Genomic DNA, 21,510 nt, shown 5'->3' on the forward strand with positions numbered 1-21,510 from the left:
GCAAGAAAAGACCGGAAAACGCAGGTCTGACGTGGGTTATCTCTTAGTCTCGCGGCAGCCCGCATCTTCGGCTTCCTCCACCGAGCAGAACCAGCGCGTGCCCTTGCTGATCTTCATCTTGATCTGCGCATACCAGCGGCTGGTCGGCCGGTGATAGATGCATTCGCCGGCGGAGTTGACGTTGCCCTTGATGGTGCAGTCCGGCGAGGGCGCGACCGGGCCTGAGGCCGAAGCGAGCAGGATTGCATGCGCGCCGTCGGGCGGCTTGGTGGCGCCGAGGATGGTGGTCTTCTTGTTGCGCACGCGCCAGTCCCAGGGCGCGATGAAGGCGCCCTGCCACATGCCGGCCTTGGCTTCCCGCGCGGCCTTCTCGTCCGCCTCATAGTCGTGCGACATGCGGGTGTAGGCCAGGGCCCAGCCTGCGCGCACCAGCCATTTCTGGATATCCTCGCCGCCGACGTCGCAGCGCGCCACGGTGCGGCCGCGCCGGTCGATTGATCTGGCATGGCAGACCCAGTTCTTGCCGTCGGCGTATTTGGCAAGCTCGTCGCGGGCAGCGATGCCGCAGGTCCAGCGCTCGCCCTTGTTGTTGAGGCAGAGCTGGTCGACCGCGGGCGCGTCGATGCCGCCGAGCCTGATCCGCGTGTTGCCGATCATCACGGCGTCGCCGGCGCGAACCTTCGCGGTGCCCGCGATGTCGGCGGCCTCAGCCGACGATGGCAAGCCGGGCAGGGAGAAGCCAAGCAATGACAGCGCAATCAGGAATTTTCGCAACATGCCGGTCCGCGTGTGATGAAAATTGCGATAGACCTCGCAATTGTGGTCGGCTTTTGTCCGCCCGGCCAGCATATGCCTGGCAGTTGGGCTTTCAACTTCCCGTCATCTTTCGTCTCCACGGCGGCAGAAGTGGTGGGTTACGCTTCGCTGACCCACTCTACGAAACCTATCCCCGCGTCATTGCCCGTTTGGCGACCGCCAGCCCCATCAGCACGAACGCCGACGTGACCTCCGGACCGCCGACCAAAATCCGCGTCGGCGTCTTCATCTTGTTCCATTCATAGGCGCGGAACGGGCCGCGGCGGCCGCCTTCGCCGAGGCTCGCGACGATCACGTTCAGCGCCGGCGCAAAGGCGCGCGGGTCGGCGCCGAGATGGCCGAGCGCGATCAGGGCGAGCGCTGCGTCGAACACGTTCATCTCGGCGGCCATCAGCTCGCCCTTGACGTAGGAGAGCACGCGGTGGCGGATGAAATCGAAATCGCCGTCGGGATCGATGATCGCCTGCGCCGCCAGCGGCAGCGCCAGGAAGGCGGCGTAGCAGCGGCCGAAATAGGCGCTGTAGAGCTCCGGCAAATAATAGATGTGCGAGCGCGGATTGGCGAAGGCGCCGCTCGCCGCCAGCCGCTTCTGGAAGCCGATGATGCGCTGCACGGTGGCAAGCCGCGCCGGCGTCTCCAAGACTTTCCAGCGTGCGAGGTTGCGGAAGCTGACCTCGAGAATATCGAGATTGAGCGTCGGATCGAGATCGTTGCCGTAGGGGCGCTCGCCCTTGAGATTGTCGATCCAGGTCGCGACCCCGCCCTCATAGTCGATATTGTCGTTGATCGGCACGGTCACGCGCGGTTCGTTGACGCCGGCGCGCACCTGATAGCCTGCATAGAAATCCAGCAGCGGCTGGTCGAGGATCGGATCGGTGCAGCCGGCCTGGGTCGCCGCGGAGATCGAACACGCCGTGGTGTCGCAATCCGGCACGTAGACGCCGAAACCGAGGTCCTGCTTGATCTGGGCGAAGTAGCGCGAGAAGCGCGGATGCGGTGCGGGCGCGAGCGCGGTGATGACGTTGAACCGCGCCCCGTCGAGGCCCTCGACCTCTTCGCGGCTGATGTTGACGCAGAAATCGACCATGTCCGCGACCGCGCGCTCCGCCGCCATCTTGTCGGCGGACGAGGCCAGACCGGTCTCGACGTAGCTCAGCAGCGCCTCGATGAAGAACGCGTCGTAATAGGCCGAGCGGTGGCGGATCTGCACCGGCTCCCACATCGGTTCGGCAACCCCTCGCCAAGGCGGATTGACGACGGCGCGCGCCGGCGATCGTGCGATGAAGACGCGGGCGAGGTTGAACAGCAGCGATGAGTTCTTGTAGCCACGCGCGTTGAGGCCGGTGAGCGCCATGGTCAGCTCGCGCCCGCGGAAATCGGGATCGCCGATCAGGTTGAACGCGGCGTAGGTCGGCAGAAAGCCATTTTTGCGGTAGGAGCCCAGCAGATGCTGCGCGCAGTCGCGGATCACGCCGTCGATCTGCGATTGTTGCGGCATGGCGCCGGTGAACATGGCCGGCGGCGGCTTGGGATGATCCAGCGTGATGCTGTCGACGAGATCGGCGACCGGCTGGCCGACCGCCGCCCAATCGGGCTCGGCCTCGTCGCGGGCGCGCACCAGCACTTCGCGCAGCCGGGCCAGCTTCCCTTCGTCGCGCAGCTCGGGCAGTCCCGCCCGGCGGAGCAGCACCCGCAATGCGGGATTGCCGAGCGCGGTCTTGTAGAACTTGGCCAGATGCGGATCGCCGCTGGCCGCAACAGACAAGACGGGATCGCAGACATCGTAAAGCGAGGGGCCGTCCTTCCGCGCCGTCAGCGCCCGGCAGGCGGCGCCGGCAAAATATTGAAAGCTCATGAAATAACCTGGTCGCGGGAATTGGCCGGGGGGCCGGCCGGCACGCTCCCAGCCGCGTACCACCCCCTGCAAGTCGTTGAAAAAGCTACCCGGATTCGCAGGAAATACAAATGTGATGACAGTCACAGAAAAAGCCGGCACGAAGCCTGCATAATCAGCCCCCGGAAGGCTACGGAGACGCAAAAAAATCACACATTGGGCGGTGCGAATTAGCTCATGTTTCCAGAGACTTAGATCAAATTTTCGGAGATCTATTGCCGGGGAGGCGATATCCGGTTAAGGCTTTGTTTGGTGCGGCGCCGCAAATTGCGCGCAATTCGGGGGCACACCCCCGGCCAATCCCTCAAACCCAAAGACGCTATCGCGCTACTCAAACAGTGTGCGCGTGCTTGGCTGGTCTTTGGCACTGACAGGAATGACGCGAGATGAATGTAACGCAGCTCGACATTTCCCGACGCACGATCGCGGTGGCCGCAGCCCTCATCGGCACGGTCTCGCTCGTGATCGGCGCCCATGCTGCCCTCAACATGCGGGCACTCGATGCCGCCAAGGCCGTTTCGACCGACCAGGTCACCGGCTCGATCGGTCAGGCCTCGCGTCTCGCCCTCGTCATCGGCAATGGGCACTACCCCGACGCCAATGCGCCGCTGACGCAGTCGATCAACGACGCCCGCGCGCTGTCCTCGTCGCTGCGCAAGAACGGTTTTGACGTCGACATGGTGGAAGACGCGACCAAGGACGACATGGTCCGCGCCGTCAATCGCCTGAAGTCCCGGATCAAGCGCGACACCGTCGTCATGCTGTTCTTCGGCGGCTACGGCGTGCAGGCCGGCCGCGAGAGCTACATGCTGCCGGTCGATGCCGTGATCTGGAAGGAAAACGATGTCCGCCGCCAGGGCGTCTCCATCGAGGGCGTGCTCGACATGATGAAGGAGCAGGGCGCCAAGGCCAAGCTCGTCGTGGTCGACGCCTCCCGCCGCAATCCCTATGAGCGCCGCTTCCGTTCCTACAGCCACGGCCTCGCGCCGATCAGCGCGACCGACAATGCGCTGATCCTCTCCTCGGCTTCGCCCGGCAAGGTCGTCGACGACGGCAAGGGCGAGCACAGCGTGCTGGTCAGCGAGTTCCTCAACAACCTCAATGCGCAGGGCAGCGCCGAGAGCGTTTTCAACAAGACCCGCCTTGCCATCTCCCGCGCCAGCGAAGGCGACCAGGTCCCGACCGTCTCCTCCTCGCTGCTCGAGGACGTCCATTTCGGCGAAGCCGGCGGCTAGTATTTCCTAGGTTCTGCGAAGTCTCGTGCCCCGGGCGCGGCGCATCATGCAATGATGCGACGCTGAGCCGGGGCCCAGTTTTTTAGGTTGTCGCTTGGACGGGAGATGGGTCCCGGCTGTGCGCGGCAGCGTTACACGCTGCAGCGCGTCCGGGACACGAGCCAACCCTACTTCGCTGCTTCCGCGGCCATCACCGTGCGTACCGGATCGCCTTCGCGCAGCAGCGCGCCGGCGCGGCCGACGACGATATCGCCTTCGTTGAGGCCGTCGCGGATCTCGATATTGCCGCCCGACATCAGTCCGACCTCGACCCGCTTGGTCTCGACGCGGTTGCGGCGGATCACCTGCACGACGGTGCCCGCGGAGGAATACTGCACCGAGGTCAGCGGCACCGCGACGTTGCAGCTCTGCCCCGACTTGATCAGCGCGCGGCCGCTCGCGTTCAGCAACAGCCGCTTCTGCGAGGAGATGCCGATATAGACCATGCCCTGCTGGATGTTCGGCTCGACCGTCGGGCCGATGCGGCGCACCTTCCCGTCGATATCGCCGGCGCCGGCAATGCGCACGGTCGCCACCTGGTTGACCGCGAGCTTGCGCATATCGCTGGTCGCGACGAGGGCGACGAGATCGTACTCGCTGCGCGCCACGATCGTGAACAGCGCCTCGCCCTTGGCGGAGGCGAGGTTGCCGATCTGGGCGGTCGAGGTCGCGATCACGCCTGCGACGGGCGCGGTGACCTGAAGGGTGCCGCCCTCGGGCAGTGCCAGCCGCGCCAGCACCTGGCCTGCGGTGGTGGTGTCGCCGGCTTCCGCCAGCACCTCCGTCACCTTGAGGCCGGGCCGCTCCGGCCGCACCGAGCTTGCCTCGCGCGCGAGGATGGTGCCGGTGCCCTCGACGATGTCGGAGAAACAGGATTTTGCGACCTTCAGCACCGTGACCGCCGGCCCCTTGGGCGCGTCGTCATCGGCGGCGGCAGCGGGCTGGGCCGACAGCAACACCAGTCCGGTGAGCGCAACGAAATGTCTGGAAACAGAACGCGCAGGCAATGAACGCATGGGTCATTCCGGTTGGGGCCTCGACGGCCTCATCGTTAGCAGAAGCAATCGCTGCGAGCCAAGGGCACATAAGGGCCGGCCGAATGAGAATGCCGCAGCAGCACGGGCGGCGCGATACCGCCCGTTGAATTAGTCGCCGCACAAGCAAAGAGGTTCGCCGGCGGTCCCCGCCCAATAAACTCGTCATGCCCGGGCTTGTCCCGCCTGCGCGGCCGAAGCGCAGGCGGGACAAGCCCGGCCATGATGGCGAGGAAGCTGACGGCGCGCCTCACGGCAGGCTCAAGAACTCCACCCAGTTCGGCTTCTTGCCGGTGGCGTAGGATTTCAGCTTGGCGAGCGCGCCGCTGCTCTGGTCGATGGCATAGACCGTCATGCTGTCGGAGAGCTCGCCGACCGCGGCGAGGTAGCGCCCGCCGGGATCGATGTGAAAGCCGCGCGGCTGCTTCTCGGTCGGCACGCTGCCGATCGTGGTCAGCTTGCCGGTTGTCGCATCGACCTTGTAGGCGGTGAGCGTGCTGGTGGTGCGCTCGGAGGCGTAGAGGAAACGGCCGTCGGGGGTGACGTGGATGTCGGCGGCCCAGGGCTTTCCGGTAAATCCTTCGGGCAAAGCGCTGGTGCGCTGGATCTCGTCCCATGCGCCGCCTTTCGCCTCATAGGCGAACGCCGCGACGTCGCCGTTTAGTTCGTGGAGGAGATAGACGAACTTGCCGTTGGGGTGGAATACGAAATGCCGCGGCCCCGATTTCTCCGGCACCTTGTGAGCCGGCGGATCGCTCGGCGTGAGCGTGCCGGTCGCGGCGTCGAACGCGAAGGCCAGGATCTGGTCGGAGCCGAGATTGGTCGCGAACGCGAAGCGGTTGTCGGGCGAGGGCAGGAAGGCGTGCGCGTTCAGCCCGGTCGGGATCACCTGCTTCGGCTCGCCCACGACGCCATTGGCAAGCAGCGGATTCAGCGCAACCTTGTTGCCGCCATAGGAGGCGCTGAACAGGAATTTGCCGCTACGGTCGATGGCGATATTGGCCATGCTGTCGGCGAGCGGGCCGTTGCCGATATGGCTGAGCTGGCCCGTCTTGGGATCGATCGCAAAGCTCACCGCAACGAACGGCTGCGAGCGGACACCGGCGATCAGCACGCGATGATCGGGCGTGATCGCGAGCGGTGTCGAGGACCCCGGCTTTTCGACGCCGGGGAAGGTAGCCGTCTGCACGGGCGTCATCTCGCCGCTCTCGGCCATCTTGAACACGCTGATGTCGTTGCTGTCGGCGTTGCCGACATAGGCGAAGGTCTCGGCCATGCCGGCGCGGACTCCAGAAACGAGAGTGAGGAAAGCAAGTGTGGTGGCGATCGCGGCACGTGGTACGCCGGATCTGATGCGTCGGGTCGATCTCACCATGGGGGTCCTCCTGGATGCCGGTGCGGCATTTGTCGTTTTGCCGGCGAGGATAGCGGCAGCCGCCCCGCCGCACCAAACTCCAATTGGGATCGATCGATGCCGAAATGGTATCGGTGGGAGATCTACCGTATCGCCGCTGTGCGGGAGGGCAGATGGGGCCCCGGCGGGATGTGGGGCGGCCCGAGCACGGTCCACACGGTGACCGCGAGCAGCGCGCAGGTCAGGATCGTCCAGGCGACGAGTGGCTTCCGCATCAGGCCGTATCCGTCAGTCATATGAATGAGAATGCTCGCGAGGGGCGGGCCTGGCGATCGTGCACTGCAAATCGCGGCAATCCTATGAACTCGTTCACAGGCGAACCGAACCAATGCCGCGCGAGCGCATTGAACCGGCATGCCCCGTGAAAACGATCTTGAAGGTAAGCCCGACATGGGCGGCAAGCATGGCGGTCAGGCCGGCCAGCCCAAGTCGCCGCCGCGCCCGCGTCAGGGCGAGCGCGACGAGGACGTCGTGGCAAAGCGCCACACCGGCCAAACCGATCCCAACTCCGCGCCGACCAAACCAAAATAGCACCTCGGTCGCGCCGCACAGGCGCCGGGAACGGCAGCCTCGCCTTGCCGTTACCCTGATCCCGCGGGCGGAGCAGATCGAAACGGAGGCTGGCACGTGTTTTGGATTTATTGGGACACCGCCTGGTCGCTCATCATCAGTGGCATCATGTTCGCCACCATCGTCGCCCATCCCGACTCAGAGTTCGTCGAGATCCACGCGGCCAAGCAGGTCAAGTGAGCCCGCACCGTCCGGTTCAACGGCGCATCGTTGCATGCTGCGCCGCGCCCGGGACATCAGAACTTAAAATCTCAAGTCATGCTGCCGGGCATGAAGCAGCGGATCATGGCGCGGCCGTTGACATAATACGGCCAGACCATGGTGCGGCCGGCGCGGTTCGGCTCGGTGATCACGGTGTCGTCGGGCACCTCGATCCAGTCGCCCAGGAGTCTGACGCGATAATGTCCGTTGCTCGTGTCCCAGTCGACATCGTCCAGCGCCGTGCCGTCGGCGTCGGCACAGCACGGACCGCCGCCCTTGCTGTGCAGGCTCTCGAACCAGCCCTTGAGGGGAGAGTTCGCGTAGCGACCGTCGTCGCGGGCCTCCACGGATGGGCCGATCATGACAGCAACCGCTACGAGAGTGATCATCCTGAATGCCACGATCGCCATGTCGCCTCGCTCGATCCCGCGCGCGCACGAGCGCAGACGAGGAGCCGCCTGCGCTGCACGTGACGCAATGCTGGCTGGCGCCCGCTGATCGGGTTCCAGCCGTCTCAGCAGGGCAACCGCGAGGGTCGATGTTTGATCCTATTTTCAAGGGCGCGGACTTATCGGGTCCGCGCCCTGCTTCGGCTCTAGCCCGGCAAGCGGTCAGTAGTCCCAGAACACCGGCACCCAACGGAAGGCGTCGCCGTCGGCTGCTACCCGGCCCACGGACGGAAATGGCAGGTGCGTGGCCACCAGCATTTCGCCGGTCTCGGCAAGCTGTCGCAACAGACGAACGCGAACGCGCGCGGCCTCCTCGGGGTCGTGCTCGAAACCGTTGTGCCAGTCGGGTTGCTCGAACCCGACGGCAAACACGGCATCGCCGGCGAATGTCAGCGCGTCGTCGCCGGCCGCCATGCGAACCACGCTGTGTCCCGGGGTGTGACCGCCGGTGCGACGGGCGACGACGCCTGGCGCAATCTCTTGCTCGTCATCGAACAGCTGCAGCTGAGGGCCGTACTCCTTCAGGAACTGCTTGGCGGTCGATCGAAGCGCGTCCGGAAACCCTTCCGGCATGGCGGTGCGGGAGAAATCAGGCTTTTCCCAGAATTTGACCTCGGCGGCCGCGACGTGGATCCGCAGGTCCTTGCGCAGCTGCTGCTTCACGCCGTCGACCAGCAGGCCGCCAATGTGGTCCATGTGCAGATGGGTCAACACCAGATCGGTCACCGCCGCGAGATCGATGCCGGCGGCTGCCAGTCGCCTGATCAGCTGCCCGGCGCGCGGCAAGTTCAGGTTCGGGTCCGAGCCCAGTCCGGCGTCGATGAGGATGGTCTTGCCGCCGCTGCGGACCATGACGGCGTTCAGCGCCCAGTCGAAAGCGTCCTGCGGCAGGAACATGTCGTGCAGCCAGGTCGCCCGCACCGCCGGGTCGGCGTTGTGCGCGAGCATCTTGGTCGGCAGCGGCAGCACGCCGTCGCTGACCACCAGCACGTCGATCTCGCCGATCTTCAGCGCGTAGCGCGACGGAACGAGCTCTTCGGGTCCCGACGACACGGGATAAGAGGTGTTGTGCAGATTCATGTTGGTCTTCCTGTTTCAAAGATAGAGGCTTCCCGCTGGTGGTTGAGCAGGCCGCGCCGCCGGGGGAGAGCGCAGCCCGCGATCGCTTGGTGCGCTAGACTTCGGTCACCCGTTCCGGATCGGCCGACGCGAGCGCGAGGGCGCGCTCCGCCTTCGGCGGATAGATCCAGACGGTGTTGATCTCACGCTTGGTCTTCTTGGCGACGTCGCCGACCAGCTCGACCTTGCGCTCCCATCCGCGTGTGAACAGCGCGCCGGCTTCGCCGAGGTCCAGGCAGGTGACGTAGGCCTTCTGGTGGTAGGGCCTGGTCGGAACGCCGAGCAATTCGGCCGCGGCATTGTTGCCGGCAAAGGCGCCCATTCGCGTGGCGTGCTGGCACGACATCAGTGCGTAATTGCCCTCGTCGTCGCAGGCGGCGCGTGCTGCGTCGCCGGCCGCGAAGACACCCTGAACGCCTGACACCTGCAAGCAGCGATCGACCAGCAACCGTCCGAAATTGTCGCGCTCGGCGGGAATCTGGGCGGTCAGCGGCGCTGCACGCATGCCCGCCGCCCAGATCACCGTCTCGGTTTCAATGTGCTCACCGCTGGACAAGGTGACACCGGTCTCATCGAGCGCGGCGACGCCGGCACCGAGCCTTGTCTCGACGCCAACCTTGCGCAAGGCTTCCTCGATGACGGGGCGGGCGCCTGCACCCATGTCGGGTGCGATCGCAGTGTTGCGATCGACGATGACGACGCGAGTGCTGGCATTGGGGCCCAGGATTTCGCGCAGCCGCGCCGGCATTTCGGTGGCCGCCTCGATCCCGGTGAAGCCGCCGCCGGCGACGACGACCGTGTCGCGTCCGTTCGCGGCGGGCCGCTTCGTGAGGCCATGCAGGTGCTTGTCGAGCGCTACGGCATCGTCGAGCGAATCGACGCTGAAGCCGTGCTCCGCGAGGCCCGGAATGTTCGGACGGAACAGCCGGCTGCCGGTGGTCACGACGAGGCGGTCGTAGGACAAGGCCTTTCGCGCGCCCTTCGATGGCGTGATCTGCACCGTTCGGGCCTCGGTGTTGATCGTCTCGGCGCTGCCCTGGATGTAGTCGACGTCGATCGCTTCGAGGACCTCGAGCAGCGGGGCCGTCAGGGTTTCCGGCTTCGGCTCGTAGAGCCGCGGACGGACCACCAGCGTCGGCTCCGGTGAGACGAGCGCGATCTGCAGATCTTGCGGCGAGACGCCGCGGATGTCGCGCAGCCGGGCTGCGGAAAGGGCGGCGTACATGCCGGCGAAGCCGGCACCGATGATGATGAGTCGCATGGATTCTCTCCTTTGTTGCTTTTCGAAAGACCGCGCGCGACCGCGCTGCTGCGCTGAGTTCAGCGTCCGGCGTCGGCGCGTGGGGGTGGGTTGGATCGCTGGCCTTAAGGCGCGATGCAGCGTGCCGGCAGCGAATTCGGTGGCCGGCCGTAGCCTAGGACGACGGGCTGCAGCTCACTTCGATTCCAGTCCTGATAGGGGAGGCCGGGGCCATTTCGGATCATGATGGAAACGGGCGGTTGTGCCGGGTGCATGGTGTAAGCCGGAATTTCCACTTCCTCGCCCGTCGCCGACGTGAAGCGAACGGCCAGCGAGAGTCCGTACAAGGTCGCGGTCGCGAGGCTTCGGCGGCGTGACGACATCAGCCGTCGGCTGACGAAATTTTTTCAGGTCATCTTTGGTCTCCCTCGATTGGTCTGGACATGGAGATGATGTAGCCGACCCGATTTGCCGTTGCCCCAGCGCGATTGCCGTCGCTGTCGAGAGATTGCTGCTAACGCATGCGCCTGCGCCAATCGCTCGGCGTCTCGCCCGTCAGCTTCTTGAATGCCGCGGCGAAGGCGGTCTGCGAGGAATAGCCAAGCGCCGCGGCGACCGAGACGATCGTTTCATCGCTCTCCCGCAGCATGTTCATGGCCTGCTCGAGCCGGTGCTGGCGCAGCCAGGCATGCGGCGACAGCCCCGTGCTCTCCTTGAAGGACCGGCAGAAATGAAAGCGCGACAGTCCGGCATCGGACGCCAGCGCATCGAGCGAGACGTCCGCTTCGCTATCGGAGCGCAATCGTTCGATTGCACGGAGCAGGACCTTCGGCGCCAGCCCGCCCATGGTCGGCTGGAACGTGGTTGGCGATCCCGCATGCGCAGCCAAAAGGCGCGTGGCCAGAAGATCCGTGAGTTGATGCCGGAACAGCGCATCTAGGACGCCATGGCCCTCCAGCGAATCCGCCGCGCTCAGGAGCAGTCGGGACGTGATCGTGTCGGGATGCGCCGTTCGCTCAATCAATTCGGCCGGCCCGGCGGTCCCGGCCTCGCCGGCGACGCGCTGCAGCGTTGCGTCGGGAAGGTAAAGCTGCACGACGTCGACGGGCTTCGGAATGTCCCATCGGGAGCTCGACCCTTCCGGAACGATGTTCACGACCCCCGAACGAAACGTGCCGATTGCGATCGACTTTCCCGACCGCCGCTCCATGCGCTGCATCACGCCCTTATGCGCCATGATCACGTGGTGGCGCATGGGCTCGACGACGTCGTGCAGCGGATCGTGCTTCCAGTGCGCGATACCCGCACCGGAGGAGTCCAGCGCCATGCGAAACGGCTGGGTCCTGAGCACGCGCGCCATCTCCGCGTCGGCGGCGCGCCGCTCGGACGTCGAGCGGTCGTCGGGCTGTGCGTCGGGTGCGGGCGGCAAGCCCTTGTGCGAGGGATCGCACATGAGTGCAGTGTTCCCGGTCATGATGTGGCTCCTGCTGATCAGCTCGGGCTTTTGATCAGTCGTCCGCATTTGTACGGAACGGCGCGTGTTCTATGCGCCGCGGTTGCGGTGCGTATTTCCTGAACCCGGCATGCTTTGTCCGATCCTGCTCCAAGCCGGCCCGCGCTTTCGCGAACGCACGGCGGGCGGGAGTGGAGGAGAAGTGCCTGTGAGAAAAGGGGGGGCGGGCCGCCACACGGCCGTCACATCGATGTCGCGATCGGGCACGCCTGTGGCGCGGGACGGCCGAACCTCGAAGCGGACAAGCCTTGTCCGATTCCGCGACACAGTCCTCCAAACGGAGGGGCTGGGACGACCGGGGCGCCGCTAGGCCGCGGCCGCCTGTGCCGACAACAGCTGCTTCAACTTCGCCGCCGGCACGGCAGGGCTGAACAGCCAGCCCTGCATCTGGCTGCATCCGAGCTCGAGCAGCACCGCGCGCTGCGCTTCGGTCTCGACGCCTTCCGCGGTCGTCGCCATGCGGCGGGCGGCGGCCATGTGCACCACCGCCTGTACGATTGGCGAGGAATCTTCGGGTTCGCCGATGTCGCTGATGAAGCTGCGGTCGATCTTGATCTTGTCGAACGGGAAACGATGCAAATAGCTCAGGGACGAATAGCCCGTGCCGAAATCGTCGAGCGCGATGCGCACCCCGAGTTCGCGCAGCTGCTGCAGGATCGTCAGCGCCTCCTGGTCGTCGCGGATCAGGACGGTCTCGGTGATCTCGAGCTCGAGCCGTCCGGGCGCGAGACCCGACTCGGCGAGCGCGGCTGCGACCTTGAGCGCCAGTGTCCGCGAGCGGAACTGCACCGGTGAGACGTTGACAGCGATCTGGATCTGGCCGGGCCAGGAGGCGGCCTCGAGGCAGGCCTGCCTCAGCACCCATTCGCCGATCTCGCCGATCAATCCGGTCTCTTCCGCGACCGGGATGAAGTCGGCGGGCGACACCATGCCGCGTTCCGGATGGTGCCAGCGCAGCAGCGCTTCGCAGCCGGTGACGACGTTGGCCGCGAGATCGACCAGCGGCTGGTAGTGCACCTCGAATTCGCCGCGGGCCAGCGCTTGGCGCAGATCGAACTCGAGCTGGCGGCGCAGCCGCGCCTTGGCGTCGTATTCGGGCGCGAAGACGCGGAAGGTGCGGCGACCCTCGGATTTCGCCGCATACATCGCGAGATCCGCGCGCTTGAGCAGATCGTCGAGATTGTCGCCGTGGTCGGGTGCGATCGCGATGCCGATGCTGGCATCGGTCGGGATTTCCTGGCCGTTGCAGTCCACGGGCGCGCGCAGCGCCTTCAGGATCTGCTCGGCCAGCGCCGTCAGCTCGGCCTCATCGCTTGTGCCGGCCTTGACGATGGCGAATTCGTCGCCACCCAGCCGTGCGACCAGGTCGTTGCTGCTGACGCAGGCGCGCAGGCGGTTCGCGACCTGGCGCAGCAGCTCGTCGCCGACCTCGTGTCCGAGCGAATCGTTGACGCCCTTGAACTCGTCGACGTCGATATAGAGGATCGCGAACGGCTTGCCCTGGGCAAGCTCCGCGACGCGCCGCTCCAGATGGCCGCGCATCAGCACGCGGTTGGGCAGGTCGGTCAGCGCGTCGTAATGCGCCATATGGGCGATGCGCTCGTCGGCGCGAATGCGCTCGGTGACGTCGTCATGGGTCGCGAGCCAGCCGCCGGCGGCGCCGGGCTGGTTCTTGATCTCGATCAGGCGTCCATCGGAGGTCTCGACGATCGTGCTCTGCGTCTCCCCGGCATTGCCCAATATGCTGTCGCAATAGGAATCGACATCGCCGTGGAACGAGCCGGTGTCGTGGCGATGCTGGATCACTTGGCGGAAATAAGCGCCGGGCTTCACCACATCGGCCGATAGCCCATACATCTCGATGTAGCGCCGATTGCAGACGATCAGCCGCTCGTCCTGGTCGAACATCAGGAGGCCCTGCGTCATCGTGTTCATCGCGGTGTCGAGCTGCTGCTTCTCCACGGCGAGCCGGCGCGTCATCTGGCGGAAGATGAAATAAAGCGTCAGCACGAGCAGGCCGATCGAGAGCACGGCAACGGTCACGAAGAATTTGGTTTGCGTGTGCCATGTGGCCAGCGTCGCGTCCAGCGACTTGGTCGCGACCACGACCAGCGGCTCGCCGGTCAGGAGGCGCGCGGCGACGATGCGATCCTTGCCGTCGATCGGGCTTGCGAGCTGGGTCGTGACGAAGGTGCGCTCGAACACCGCCATCTGCTCGGGCGTGCCGTTGCGGAAGTTCTGCCCGATCATCGCGTCGACATGCGGAATGCGCGCGAGCAACTGGCCGTTCTGGTGATGCATCGCGATCGAGGAATCCTCGCCGAGTCCGCTCGAGGCGAAGAAGGATTCGAGCTGGTCCGGCGCGATCGCACGCGAGACCAATCCGAGGAATTCGCCGTGGGGACCGGAGACGCGGCGCGCGAACACGATGGCCGGTCCGCTGCCCAGCCGTCCGGGCACGACCTCGACCTCTTCCTGCGAAGCCGGATCGTTCTTGAGGCGATTGAAATAGCCGCGGTCGGCGACCGAAACATCGGCGACCGGCCAGCGCCGCGACGAGTTGATCAGCACGCCCCTGGCGTCGAACACGTTGGCGCCGGCGACGTCCGACCAGCCGCTGGCTCTGGCGCGCAGCACTTCGTGCACGGCGAGCGTGCCCATCTCGCTGCGGAAGACATCGGCGGATTCGATGCCGTGGCTTTCGAGCTCGGCGATGATGCTCTTCTGCAGCACCGCGAAGTCCTCGAACTCGCGGTCGAAATGGCGGGCGAGCAACCGGACCGCGCTCTCCACGCTGTCACGGCCGCTCTCGATTGCATTCTGCCGAAAGCGGTCGACGGTGAGCGCGGTGCCCACAGCCATTGCGGCCATCAGCACGAAGCCCCCTGCGATCAGCCATGTCAGCGGCGCGCCGCGCCAACGGCGCAGCAACGCGCGCATGCGCGCGCTCCATCGGATCGATGTGCCCATGCAGCCCTCCCGTGGGATGCAAGATGCGGCAAAACCGACAAGAGCGCGTTACCAGTAAGGGTTAGGAAAACATGAATCGGAATGGAATCAGAGGGTTGGTTCCCGCGGGTTCCTTCGCGATCAGCGCCGGACCTCCCATCTCAACGCCTCCGCGTTGATCTTGGCGAACACCGCCGGCACGTCGAAGCGCCCAGTCGTGAGATCGTAGCGGCAGTGCCAGCCGCCTAGGCCCTTCATGACGGTATTCTTGGGGTGCTTGTCGTATTCGCCCGCGAGCGAGATCACGAGATAGCGGTTTTCGGGCTGCTCCACGCCGAATCCGCGATAGGCCTCCTCGCTGCCTTGCATGAGATGAGCCGAGATATGGAAGTCGAGCTTGGCGAACCGCTTCGTCTCCGGCCGGCCGTAGAAATAGGCCCAGGCGAGATCGCCGAGCGACTTCTTTTTCGTCGCGCTGACGAAGGCGCCGTTCTCGAGATGATAGAGAAAGAGATCCTGCTCGCCGGAGCCGGTCTTCTGCATCCGCATCAGCCATTGCGAGTCGGGTGTCCAACGGAAGCCGGCCCCATAGCCCTGTTCGGGCTTCAGCTCCGTCATCTGTCCACCACGCCTCGCCCAGGCCTGCCATTTGACGTCGAAATCTCCACTGTCCTTCATGTACTGCTCGATCGCCGTGGCGCCGTCGGGTGAGGTGAAGGCGAGATCGGCATTGTCGGTGAGGATGTAATCCGGCGGCGGGCCGGACGCGGCGAGTCCCGGAGTTGCGGCCAGGATGAGGGCAAGCACCAGCCCAAGTACCGGCAATTGTGCGGGACGGTAAAATGCGGTCACAGTAAAAATTCCTCGAGAAAAATGCCGCGGTGCGGCCTCGATCATTTGACGCCGGCGGGCCTGCGCTGGTTCATCCCCGACGCCGGCTCATCATCCTATCGACCGTCTTGCTGCCGTGGCCAAAACGGCGCAACTTGCCGGCTCGATTGATTTGCAGGTTCTTCCAAATCAAGGTTCTTCCTGATCAAGGTTCGTTTCCGATGGTGACCGCAACCAAGGCCTTCATTGCATTCTGTCTGCTCGCGGTGGGCGGCGCCATGCTGGTGATCGGCCCCACCGAGCTGCGTCGCCTGCTGCCGATGGGGGCGAAGACCGACATCGCCGCCAAGCCGGAACCCAAGGTCGAACCCAAGGTCGAACTCAAGCCGGAACAGCCCAAGCTCGCCGCTGTCGCGGCGCCGGCACCAGCTGCATCTCCGGCGCCGCCCCCCGAGTCGAAGGCGGGTGCACTGGCCGAGACGCAAAAGCAGGTCACGGCCGCGCTTGCCGATCTTGCACCGGTCAAGCCGCCGCCGGCGGTTGCCGATATCGGCCCCCGTTTCGACGTGGCGCGCGTCGACGATCACGGCGAGGCGGCGGTGATCGCGGGCCGGGCGACGCCGGGCGCCAAGGTCGAGCTGCTGCGCGACGGCAAGCCGCTCGACAGTGTGGTGGCGGATGCGTCGGGCCAGTTCGTGATGACGCCGCCGCAGCTTCCCGCCGGTTCCTATGAGCTGACCCTGCGGGCGAAATCGCCTGACGGCACCGTCACGCAATCCGGCCGCAGCATGCCGGTGACGATCGCCGAAGCCGCACCGCCGCCCGCGCGCCCTGTTCCGGTCGCGCGGCAAGAGACGAAGCAGGAAGCGAAGGCCGAGAAGCCCGACGACAAGTCGGATGTCGTGGCATCAGTATCGGATAGGCCTGCGGCCCGGCCGAGATTGATGGGCGCACCGAAACCAAAGGGCGGGTCGGGGGTCATGGCGCGGGCGCCCGCGGCCACGACCGTCGCATCGGCCTCGCCGGCGGACGCCATCAGCGGTGCACCGGCGGAAACAGGCGGCAGCCGGGTGATCTCCCGCGGCGACAGCCTGTGGGCGCTCAGCCGGCTCGCTTACGGCGACGGCGCCCGCTTTGCGGTGATCTACAACGCCAACCGCGCCAAGATCCACAATCCCAATTTGATCTATCCCGGCCAGACTTTTGTGCTGCCGCAGAAGGCGGAGTAACACCGCATCGGCTCTGCCGGGGCGCGTTGCGACGCTTTGCCCTGTGCGCTTCCGGAACATTTGGTTCCCTCGCGCGTCGTTGTGATGCGACGCGATGCGCGCTTGGCGCCGGAGGAGGGCCAAGGTGGACAGGTTAGTGGTCATGTCGAGATCACGCTTGGGGCTCGGGCCAAGGCTGGGGCTGGCGCTATCAGGCGCAACCCTGGTGATTCTGGCGGTGCTGTTGCCGGGTCGCGCCGAGGCGCAGTTCGGCTTCCGCGGCGGTCCGCTCGGTGTCGCGCGCTTCGCCGTCGGCCACATGATCGGCATGTCGCGCCTGCGCCATGCCCGGATGGCGGTGCGGGGCCGCCGATACCGCTCCGCAGCATTGAGGTCGCAAGATCCCCGCGGTGTTGAACGAGGGCAGCCTGCCAATCCTTACGTCATGCGTGCAGCGATGACGGCGCAAGCCGCGCTGTCCGGCTGGCGTGGCGGCCGCCGTCCGCAGGGCTGGTGGCGCCACCCCGACGGCAGCTACGGCTGGGTCGGCCCGGTGTTCTGGCCGTTCGCGCATGACGATCTCACCACTGCAATCATCCTCGGCGATACGACCAGCCTCTCGCTCTATGGCTATGGCGACATCTATGCCGCGATCTTCGCGCCTTATGCGGCCACCGAGCTTGCCGCCTACACCGCGCCGCACGGCCGGCGCGGACGGCGAGTCCCGACCGCGGAGACGGTCTGCGATGCCAGCGACACCGGCGGACTGCCGGTCGATCGCATCGCCGCTATCGTGCAGCCGAATGAATTGCAGCGCACAGCGCTCGACGAACTTGCGACCGCCTGGCTGTCCGCGCGCGACACCATCCGCGCTGCCTGTCCGACGCAGGTCCCCGCGACAGCCATGGAGCGCCTCGGCCTGATGCGCGAGCGCATCGAGGCCATGATCAAGGCCACGGACGCCGTCGCACCCGCGCTGGCAAACTTCGTCGACCTCCTCGACGGCGACCAGAAGGCCAAACTCGATGGCCTGGCCAAGGACCGTCGCGCCGCGCTCGCAGCGGTCCAGCAAAAGAATCCGCAGGCGGCATCGGCCTGCCAGGCGGACAGCGATCCCCGCTACGACGAGAAGCTGCAGCGCCAATACGAGCAGCTCGTGCAGCAGCAATGGCCCGCGGCCGAGATCGCCTCCACGCTCAAGCTCGACGACACCGGCCGCGCCCGCCTCGACGTGCTCCAGGACACCACGCTGCGCACCATGGAAACGCTCAGCGCCTGTCCGTCACAGGCGGCAGCGACACCACAGGCCCGCCTCACCGCCGTGAAGGCGCGGCTGGAGACGATGCTGCAAGCGGTGAACGGCGTCAGCGACGCGCTCGATGATTTCGAGGCGGATCTGAGCGACGAGCAGAAGGCGGGGTTCGAGGCGATGGGGCCGAAGCGCGGGGTGTGATCACCCGCACGCCCACTCGAACTTCATGTCCTTGAAGTCGAGCTGCGCGTTGCCGCCGCCGAAATTATAGCCGCCGAAATATTCCTCGAACTCGAGGTAGAACGGGCTCATCTCCGGCACCGCCTGGCAGGGTCGCATGGTGCCGCCGAGATGGTTGTGGGCGTGGTCCTTGCTCCAATCGTGCAAGCGGAAATTGTCGCGGCTCGGCACGCCGCCGGCATAATGGTAATAGGGCTGATAGCCGCTCGGCGGGTTGCGCGGGAAGTGCGGGTCCTGCGGGGCCTTGCCGGCATTGGGATCGGTCGCGCGCGGCATCAAGGCGATCGCGAGATTCTCCGCCAGATCGGCGCGCGGACGGCGTGCGAACATCTTCTGCGCGAACGGCGGGGCGGATTCGAAGAAAGCGCTGGCGCCGCCGACATCGAGCCAGCGCGGCCGCTCCGCCGTCACAAGCGCAAGCGGTGCCGGCGGCGTCGCGAACGCGCCCTCATACTCACGCTTCGTCAACAGCAGCGCGGCATATTCGTAGTCAAGGATGTCAGTCATGCGCGAGAGCCGCGGATGCGAGGGGCGCGCCTGCACCGCCTCGCGAATTTCAGGATCGTCGGGCGCCCCGCCGTCATTGTGATCGGACGCCGTGGCAAAGAACGACACCGCGACGATTTCCTCGCCGTGCACGCGATAATCGTCCGGCAGTTTTAGCGTGAAGCCGTGCATCAGCGGAAACCCGGTGACGGGATCAAGCGGCCATTGCTCGCTGCTGATGCCCGGCGGCAGACCATAGACCCAGCCGTGATCACGCGCGTGATCGGCGGGCCGGTCCAGCATCTGCAAATCATACGCACGCGAAGGCAAGGCAAACGCCACAGGTCGTCTCCATCCGAACGCCTCGACGCGGAGGCGTTCGTTAGTCGCGACGATGAGAGATGTGGTTCGCGGGGATGCTATCATCCTGCCGGTGTTTTGCCCGACGTGTCAAACCGCTACCCGCCAATTCCGGACCCGCGTAAGCCATTGATCTTGCAGGCCCCGGCTACTGTGCATGGGGTTGTTTTCGCAGTTTTTTGTTTTGGCTACCCTCTTCGCCGTGCCGCGGCGGCATCCACCACGTTCTCCACCTCCTCGCGCCACGACAGGATCTCCATCGCGAGCACGGGGTGGTTGAAGCCCTTGAGCACGAGATCGTCGAGGGCACAGGCTTCGACCCAGGGCTCGACCATGCCGTAGACGCGGCGGCTGACGACGACCTGGCCGGCCTTGGCTTCGTCGCAGAGGCGGGAGGAGAGATTGGTGACGCTGCCGATCGCGGCATATTCGAGCCGCTGCTCGAAGCCGATCTGGCCGAGCGTGGCGTAGCCCATGGCGACGCCGACGCCGAAGCCGAGCGAGTGGCCGCGGTTCTTCCATTTCTCGGTCAATTGGCCGATCACATCGCGCATCTCGACGGCCATCTTCACCGCGCGCTTGGTGTGGTCGGCGAACTGGATGGGCGCGTTGAACAGGATCATCACGCCGTCGCCGGCGAAGCGGTCGAGCGTGCCCTCATAGCGGTGGATCAGCTCGCCGAGCGCGGCGTGATATTCGCGCAGCACGTTCATCGCCTCTTCCGGCTCGGTCGCCTCCGTGAACGAGGTGAAGCCGCGCAAATCGCAGAACACGACGGTGACCTCGCGGCGGTGGCTGTCGAGCAGCGCGTCGTGGCCGTCGGACGAGGCGATCAGTTGCGCGACTTGCGGCGCGAGGAAACGTTCGAGCCGCTTGATGCGGCCGATCTCGCCCAACTGTTTCTCGACCCGCTCTTCCAGCGAACGGTTCCAGTTGCGCAGCTGCTCGGTCTGCTCCTGGAGCTTGGCGGCCTGCTGCTGCACGGTTTCGTGGGCAGCCGCGAGCTCGCGGCCCTTGTGGTCGACCTCGGTGAACAGCCGCGCATTGCGCATCGCCAGCACGGCCTGGTTGGCGAAGGTGCGCATCAGGCCAATGATGCTTGGGGCGAACTCGCCGTTGGCGCGGCGCAGCACCACCAGCGAGCCGAGCGTGCCCTGCTGGTCGACCAGCGGCACCACCAGCACCGAATGGAAGCCGGCATCGACCGCGACGTCGCGCAGCGGCTGCTCGGAGGCCTGGTCGAGATCGGCAATCGCGATCGGTTCGCCGCTCCCGGCCGCATCGCTCAGGATATCCTGGCCTTCGTCGATGGTGACATGGGCGCCGTCGGCGGATTTGTCGATGCCGTTGGCCTCGACCAGATTGAAGCGGCGCACCTCGGCGTCATAGCCGTAGATCAGCACGGCGTCGGCATGGGTGATCTCGATCGCACGCGCGGCGATGGTCGGCAGCACGGCGTTGAGATCGAGCGAGGCGGCGACCGCGCGGCCGACCTCTTCCAGCACCTTGAGCTCGTTGATCGACTGCGCGAGATCGCGGGTGCGCTCCTCGACCTTGGTCTCCAGGTCCGAATAGGTCTCCTGGATCTGGTCGGCCATGCGGTTGAACTGGCCGGCGAGATCTTCCAGCTCGTCCGCGGTGTGGACCTCGATGCGATGGCTGAAATCGCCCTCGCCGAGCTTGTGCGCGCCGTCGCGCAGCGCCGTGATCGGAATGATCATGCGGCGCGCCAGAAGCGTGCCGGCGAGGATCGCGACCAGAAGGCCCATGCCGATCAAAAGCGCGATGCGCACCAGCTGGTCGCGGATCGGCATCAGGGCTTGCGTGGTCGGCTGCTCGAACAACACGCTCCAGCCGAGCTTCGGCACAGTGCTCGCCGCGCTCATCACTGCATGGCCGTTGAAGTCGGTGCCCGAATTGTCGGGCTCGTGGCCCGGTGCGACCGCGGCCGCAACCTGCGGCAGCTTCGAGAGGTCCTTGCCGATCTCGGGCCCCTTCGAGGACGTCGCCAGCACGCGGCCGCGCGGATCGACCACATAGGCGAAGGCGGCCTTGCCGACCTGTGCGTCGGAGAGGTACTCGGAGAGGAAGCTGAGATCGAGCTCGGCCACGGTGACCCCGGCGTTGAAACCGGAATGCGCCACCGAGATCGACATGAACGGCGTCCGGTCGGAGAACCAGGCCGGCGCGTAGCTGACGCCGCGGGCGACCGTGTCGGTGAAGCGCATGTCGCGGGAGAGATCGGCATTGCTGCCGGTCGTGGTCGACTGGCGCGAGACGCGCAGCACCTCGCGGCCGTCGCCGTTGAGCTGGAACAGCTGAGTGACGACCGAGACCTGGTGCAGCAGCTGGGCGTAGTCGGCGCGGCGCTTCTCGAGCGTGTCCTGGCTCGCCCGCGTCACCCAGCTGATCTGGCGCTCGAGTTCGGAGATCGACTGCTCGATCCTCCGCGCGGCAGCCTGCGCCTTGTCCTCCAGACCGTCGGTCAGCTGTGTCTTGGTTGCGCGGTAGGAGATCCAGCTCTCCATCGCGCCGTTGACGGCGAGCACGAACACGACGAGGCCGACGAGGGAGACGACATATTTGGCGAACAGACCCTCGCGCAGAAACCGTGTCTTGTCGTTCGCTCCTGCCATCCCGATCCTCTCGCGCCGCCATCG

The 21,510-nt window shown here is 65.9% G+C and carries 18 protein-coding genes; 5 read left to right on the top strand and 13 right to left on the bottom strand.

Going from position 1 to position 21,510, the window contains the following annotated elements:
• Positions 1–36: 36 nt before the first annotated feature.
• Positions 37–777, bottom strand: a complete 741-nt coding sequence (locus AC0L21_RS23520) for a thermonuclease family protein (protein ID WP_473264161.1) — start codon at positions 775–777, stop codon at positions 37–39.
• Positions 778–943: 166 nt separating this feature from the next.
• Positions 944–2,671, bottom strand: coding sequence for a hypothetical protein (locus AC0L21_RS23525; RefSeq protein ID WP_473264162.1), 1,728 nt, complete (start codon positions 2,669–2,671; stop codon positions 944–946).
• Between the two features lie 425 nt (positions 2,672–3,096).
• On the opposite strand from AC0L21_RS23525, the gene AC0L21_RS23530 reads away from it, so the two are divergent.
• Complete coding sequence (locus AC0L21_RS23530; protein ID WP_473264163.1) at positions 3,097–3,945, top strand: caspase family protein; 849 nt, start codon at positions 3,097–3,099, stop codon at positions 3,943–3,945.
• 167 nt (positions 3,946–4,112) lie between these two features.
• On the opposite strand, the gene AC0L21_RS23535 is transcribed toward AC0L21_RS23530, so the two are convergent.
• From AC0L21_RS23535 to AC0L21_RS23545, 3 genes are all read right to left on the bottom strand, one after another.
• A complete protein-coding gene (locus tag AC0L21_RS23535) occupies positions 4,113–5,000 on the bottom strand; it encodes an efflux RND transporter periplasmic adaptor subunit (protein ID WP_473264164.1) in 888 nt (295 codons plus the stop codon).
• Positions 5,001–5,268: 268 nt separating this feature from the next.
• Complete coding sequence (locus AC0L21_RS23540; RefSeq protein WP_473264165.1) at positions 5,269–6,393, bottom strand: lactonase family protein; 1,125 nt, start codon at positions 6,391–6,393, stop codon at positions 5,269–5,271.
• 122 nt (positions 6,394–6,515) lie between these two features.
• The gene (locus AC0L21_RS23545) at positions 6,516–6,647 is read right to left on the bottom strand and encodes a hypothetical protein (RefSeq protein ID WP_473264166.1); all 132 of its coding nucleotides are present in this window, start codon (positions 6,645–6,647) and stop codon (positions 6,516–6,518) included.
• A gap of 139 nt (positions 6,648–6,786) precedes the next feature.
• Here AC0L21_RS23545 and AC0L21_RS23550 point away from each other — a divergent pair, with 139 nt between their 5' ends.
• A complete protein-coding gene (locus AC0L21_RS23550) occupies positions 6,787–6,963 on the top strand; it encodes a hypothetical protein (RefSeq protein ID WP_157642977.1) in 177 nt (58 codons plus the stop codon).
• A 96-nt stretch (positions 6,964–7,059) separates the two neighbouring features.
• Positions 7,060–7,182 carry a hypothetical protein gene (locus AC0L21_RS23555; RefSeq protein ID WP_018456612.1) on the top strand — a complete coding sequence of 41 codons (123 nt, stop codon included), beginning with the start codon at positions 7,060–7,062 and terminating at the stop codon, positions 7,180–7,182.
• A gap of 71 nt (positions 7,183–7,253) precedes the next feature.
• Here the strand turns inward: AC0L21_RS23555 and AC0L21_RS23560 are convergent, their stop codons facing one another.
• The 6 genes from AC0L21_RS23560 to AC0L21_RS23585 all read right to left on the bottom strand — a co-directional run bounded on the left by AC0L21_RS23560 (position 7,254) and on the right by AC0L21_RS23585 (position 15,325).
• The gene (locus tag AC0L21_RS23560) at positions 7,254–7,613 is read right to left on the bottom strand and encodes a hypothetical protein (RefSeq protein WP_473264167.1); all 360 of its coding nucleotides are present in this window, start codon (positions 7,611–7,613) and stop codon (positions 7,254–7,256) included.
• A gap of 201 nt (positions 7,614–7,814) precedes the next feature.
• A complete protein-coding gene (locus AC0L21_RS23565) occupies positions 7,815–8,732 on the bottom strand; it encodes an MBL fold metallo-hydrolase (RefSeq protein WP_473264168.1) in 918 nt (305 codons plus the stop codon).
• A gap of 94 nt (positions 8,733–8,826) precedes the next feature.
• Positions 8,827–10,032 (bottom strand): NAD(P)/FAD-dependent oxidoreductase, encoded by a 1,206-nt coding sequence (locus AC0L21_RS23570; RefSeq protein WP_473264169.1) that lies wholly within the window; start codon positions 10,030–10,032, stop codon positions 8,827–8,829.
• A 493-nt stretch (positions 10,033–10,525) separates the two neighbouring features.
• Positions 10,526–11,485: a helix-turn-helix domain-containing protein gene (locus AC0L21_RS23575; RefSeq protein WP_473264170.1), complete on the bottom strand. Its 960-nt coding sequence runs from the start codon at positions 11,483–11,485 to the stop codon at positions 10,526–10,528.
• Between the two features lie 345 nt (positions 11,486–11,830).
• The gene (locus AC0L21_RS23580; RefSeq protein WP_473264171.1) at positions 11,831–14,494 is read right to left on the bottom strand and encodes a bifunctional diguanylate cyclase/phosphodiesterase; all 2,664 of its coding nucleotides are present in this window, start codon (positions 14,492–14,494) and stop codon (positions 11,831–11,833) included.
• 120 nt (positions 14,495–14,614) lie between these two features.
• Positions 14,615–15,325 (bottom strand): TolB-like translocation protein, encoded by a 711-nt coding sequence (locus AC0L21_RS23585; protein ID WP_473264172.1) that lies wholly within the window; start codon positions 15,323–15,325, stop codon positions 14,615–14,617.
• Positions 15,326–15,525: 200 nt separating this feature from the next.
• Between AC0L21_RS23585 and AC0L21_RS23590 the strand changes: the two genes are divergently transcribed.
• Both AC0L21_RS23590 and AC0L21_RS23595 read left to right on the top strand, forming a co-directional pair.
• Positions 15,526–16,533: a LysM peptidoglycan-binding domain-containing protein gene (locus tag AC0L21_RS23590; protein WP_473264173.1), complete on the top strand. Its 1,008-nt coding sequence runs from the start codon at positions 15,526–15,528 to the stop codon at positions 16,531–16,533.
• A gap of 142 nt (positions 16,534–16,675) precedes the next feature.
• Positions 16,676–17,965, top strand: coding sequence for a Spy/CpxP family protein refolding chaperone (locus tag AC0L21_RS23595; RefSeq protein WP_473264174.1), 1,290 nt, complete (start codon positions 16,676–16,678; stop codon positions 17,963–17,965).
• Here the strand turns inward: AC0L21_RS23595 and AC0L21_RS23600 are convergent, their stop codons facing one another.
• Both AC0L21_RS23600 and AC0L21_RS23605 read right to left on the bottom strand, forming a co-directional pair.
• Positions 17,966–18,793 carry a hypothetical protein gene (locus AC0L21_RS23600; RefSeq protein WP_473264175.1) on the bottom strand — a complete coding sequence of 276 codons (828 nt, stop codon included), beginning with the start codon at positions 18,791–18,793 and terminating at the stop codon, positions 17,966–17,968. It abuts the gene before it with no gap.
• A 245-nt stretch (positions 18,794–19,038) separates the two neighbouring features.
• On the bottom strand, positions 19,039–21,486 hold the full coding sequence (locus AC0L21_RS23605; protein WP_473264176.1) for an adenylate/guanylate cyclase domain-containing protein: 2,448 nt from the start codon (positions 21,484–21,486) through the stop codon (positions 19,039–19,041).
• Positions 21,487–21,510 lie beyond the last annotated feature (24 nt).

This window comes from Bradyrhizobium sp. WSM4873 (assembly GCF_055811355.1).

Bases quoted from the DNA above. Each gene is read 5' to 3' on its own strand.
- AC0L21_RS23530 (WP_473264163.1), top strand. From the start codon at position 3,097: ATGAATGTAACGCAGCTCGACATTTCCCGACGCACGATCGCGGTGGCC.
- AC0L21_RS23595 (WP_473264174.1), top strand. From the start codon at position 16,676: ATGTCGAGATCACGCTTGGGGCTCGGGCCAAGGCTGGGGCTGGCGCTA.
- AC0L21_RS23575 (WP_473264170.1), bottom strand. From the start codon at position 11,485: ATGACCGGGAACACTGCACTCATGTGCGATCCCTCGCACAAGGGCTTG.
- AC0L21_RS23580 (WP_473264171.1), bottom strand. From the start codon at position 14,494: ATGGGCACATCGATCCGATGGAGCGCGCGCATGCGCGCGTTGCTGCGC.
- AC0L21_RS23550 (WP_157642977.1), top strand. From the start codon at position 6,787: ATGCCCCGTGAAAACGATCTTGAAGGTAAGCCCGACATGGGCGGCAAG.
- AC0L21_RS23520 (WP_473264161.1), bottom strand. From the start codon at position 777: ATGTTGCGAAAATTCCTGATTGCGCTGTCATTGCTTGGCTTCTCCCTG.
- AC0L21_RS23560 (WP_473264167.1), bottom strand. From the start codon at position 7,613: ATGGCGATCGTGGCATTCAGGATGATCACTCTCGTAGCGGTTGCTGTC.
- AC0L21_RS23565 (WP_473264168.1), bottom strand. From the start codon at position 8,732: ATGAATCTGCACAACACCTCTTATCCCGTGTCGTCGGGACCCGAAGAG.
- AC0L21_RS23570 (WP_473264169.1), bottom strand. From the start codon at position 10,032: ATGCGACTCATCATCATCGGTGCCGGCTTCGCCGGCATGTACGCCGCC.
- AC0L21_RS23545 (WP_473264166.1), bottom strand. From the start codon at position 6,647: ATGCGGAAGCCACTCGTCGCCTGGACGATCCTGACCTGCGCGCTGCTC.
- AC0L21_RS23590 (WP_473264173.1), top strand. From the start codon at position 15,526: ATGGTGACCGCAACCAAGGCCTTCATTGCATTCTGTCTGCTCGCGGTG.
- AC0L21_RS23540 (WP_473264165.1), bottom strand. From the start codon at position 6,393: ATGGTGAGATCGACCCGACGCATCAGATCCGGCGTACCACGTGCCGCG.
- AC0L21_RS23525 (WP_473264162.1), bottom strand. From the start codon at position 2,671: ATGAGCTTTCAATATTTTGCCGGCGCCGCCTGCCGGGCGCTGACGGCG.
- AC0L21_RS23605 (WP_473264176.1), bottom strand. From the start codon at position 21,486: ATGGCAGGAGCGAACGACAAGACACGGTTTCTGCGCGAGGGTCTGTTC.
- AC0L21_RS23600 (WP_473264175.1), bottom strand. From the start codon at position 18,793: ATGCTGGACCGGCCCGCCGATCACGCGCGTGATCACGGCTGGGTCTAT.
- AC0L21_RS23535 (WP_473264164.1), bottom strand. From the start codon at position 5,000: ATGCGTTCATTGCCTGCGCGTTCTGTTTCCAGACATTTCGTTGCGCTC.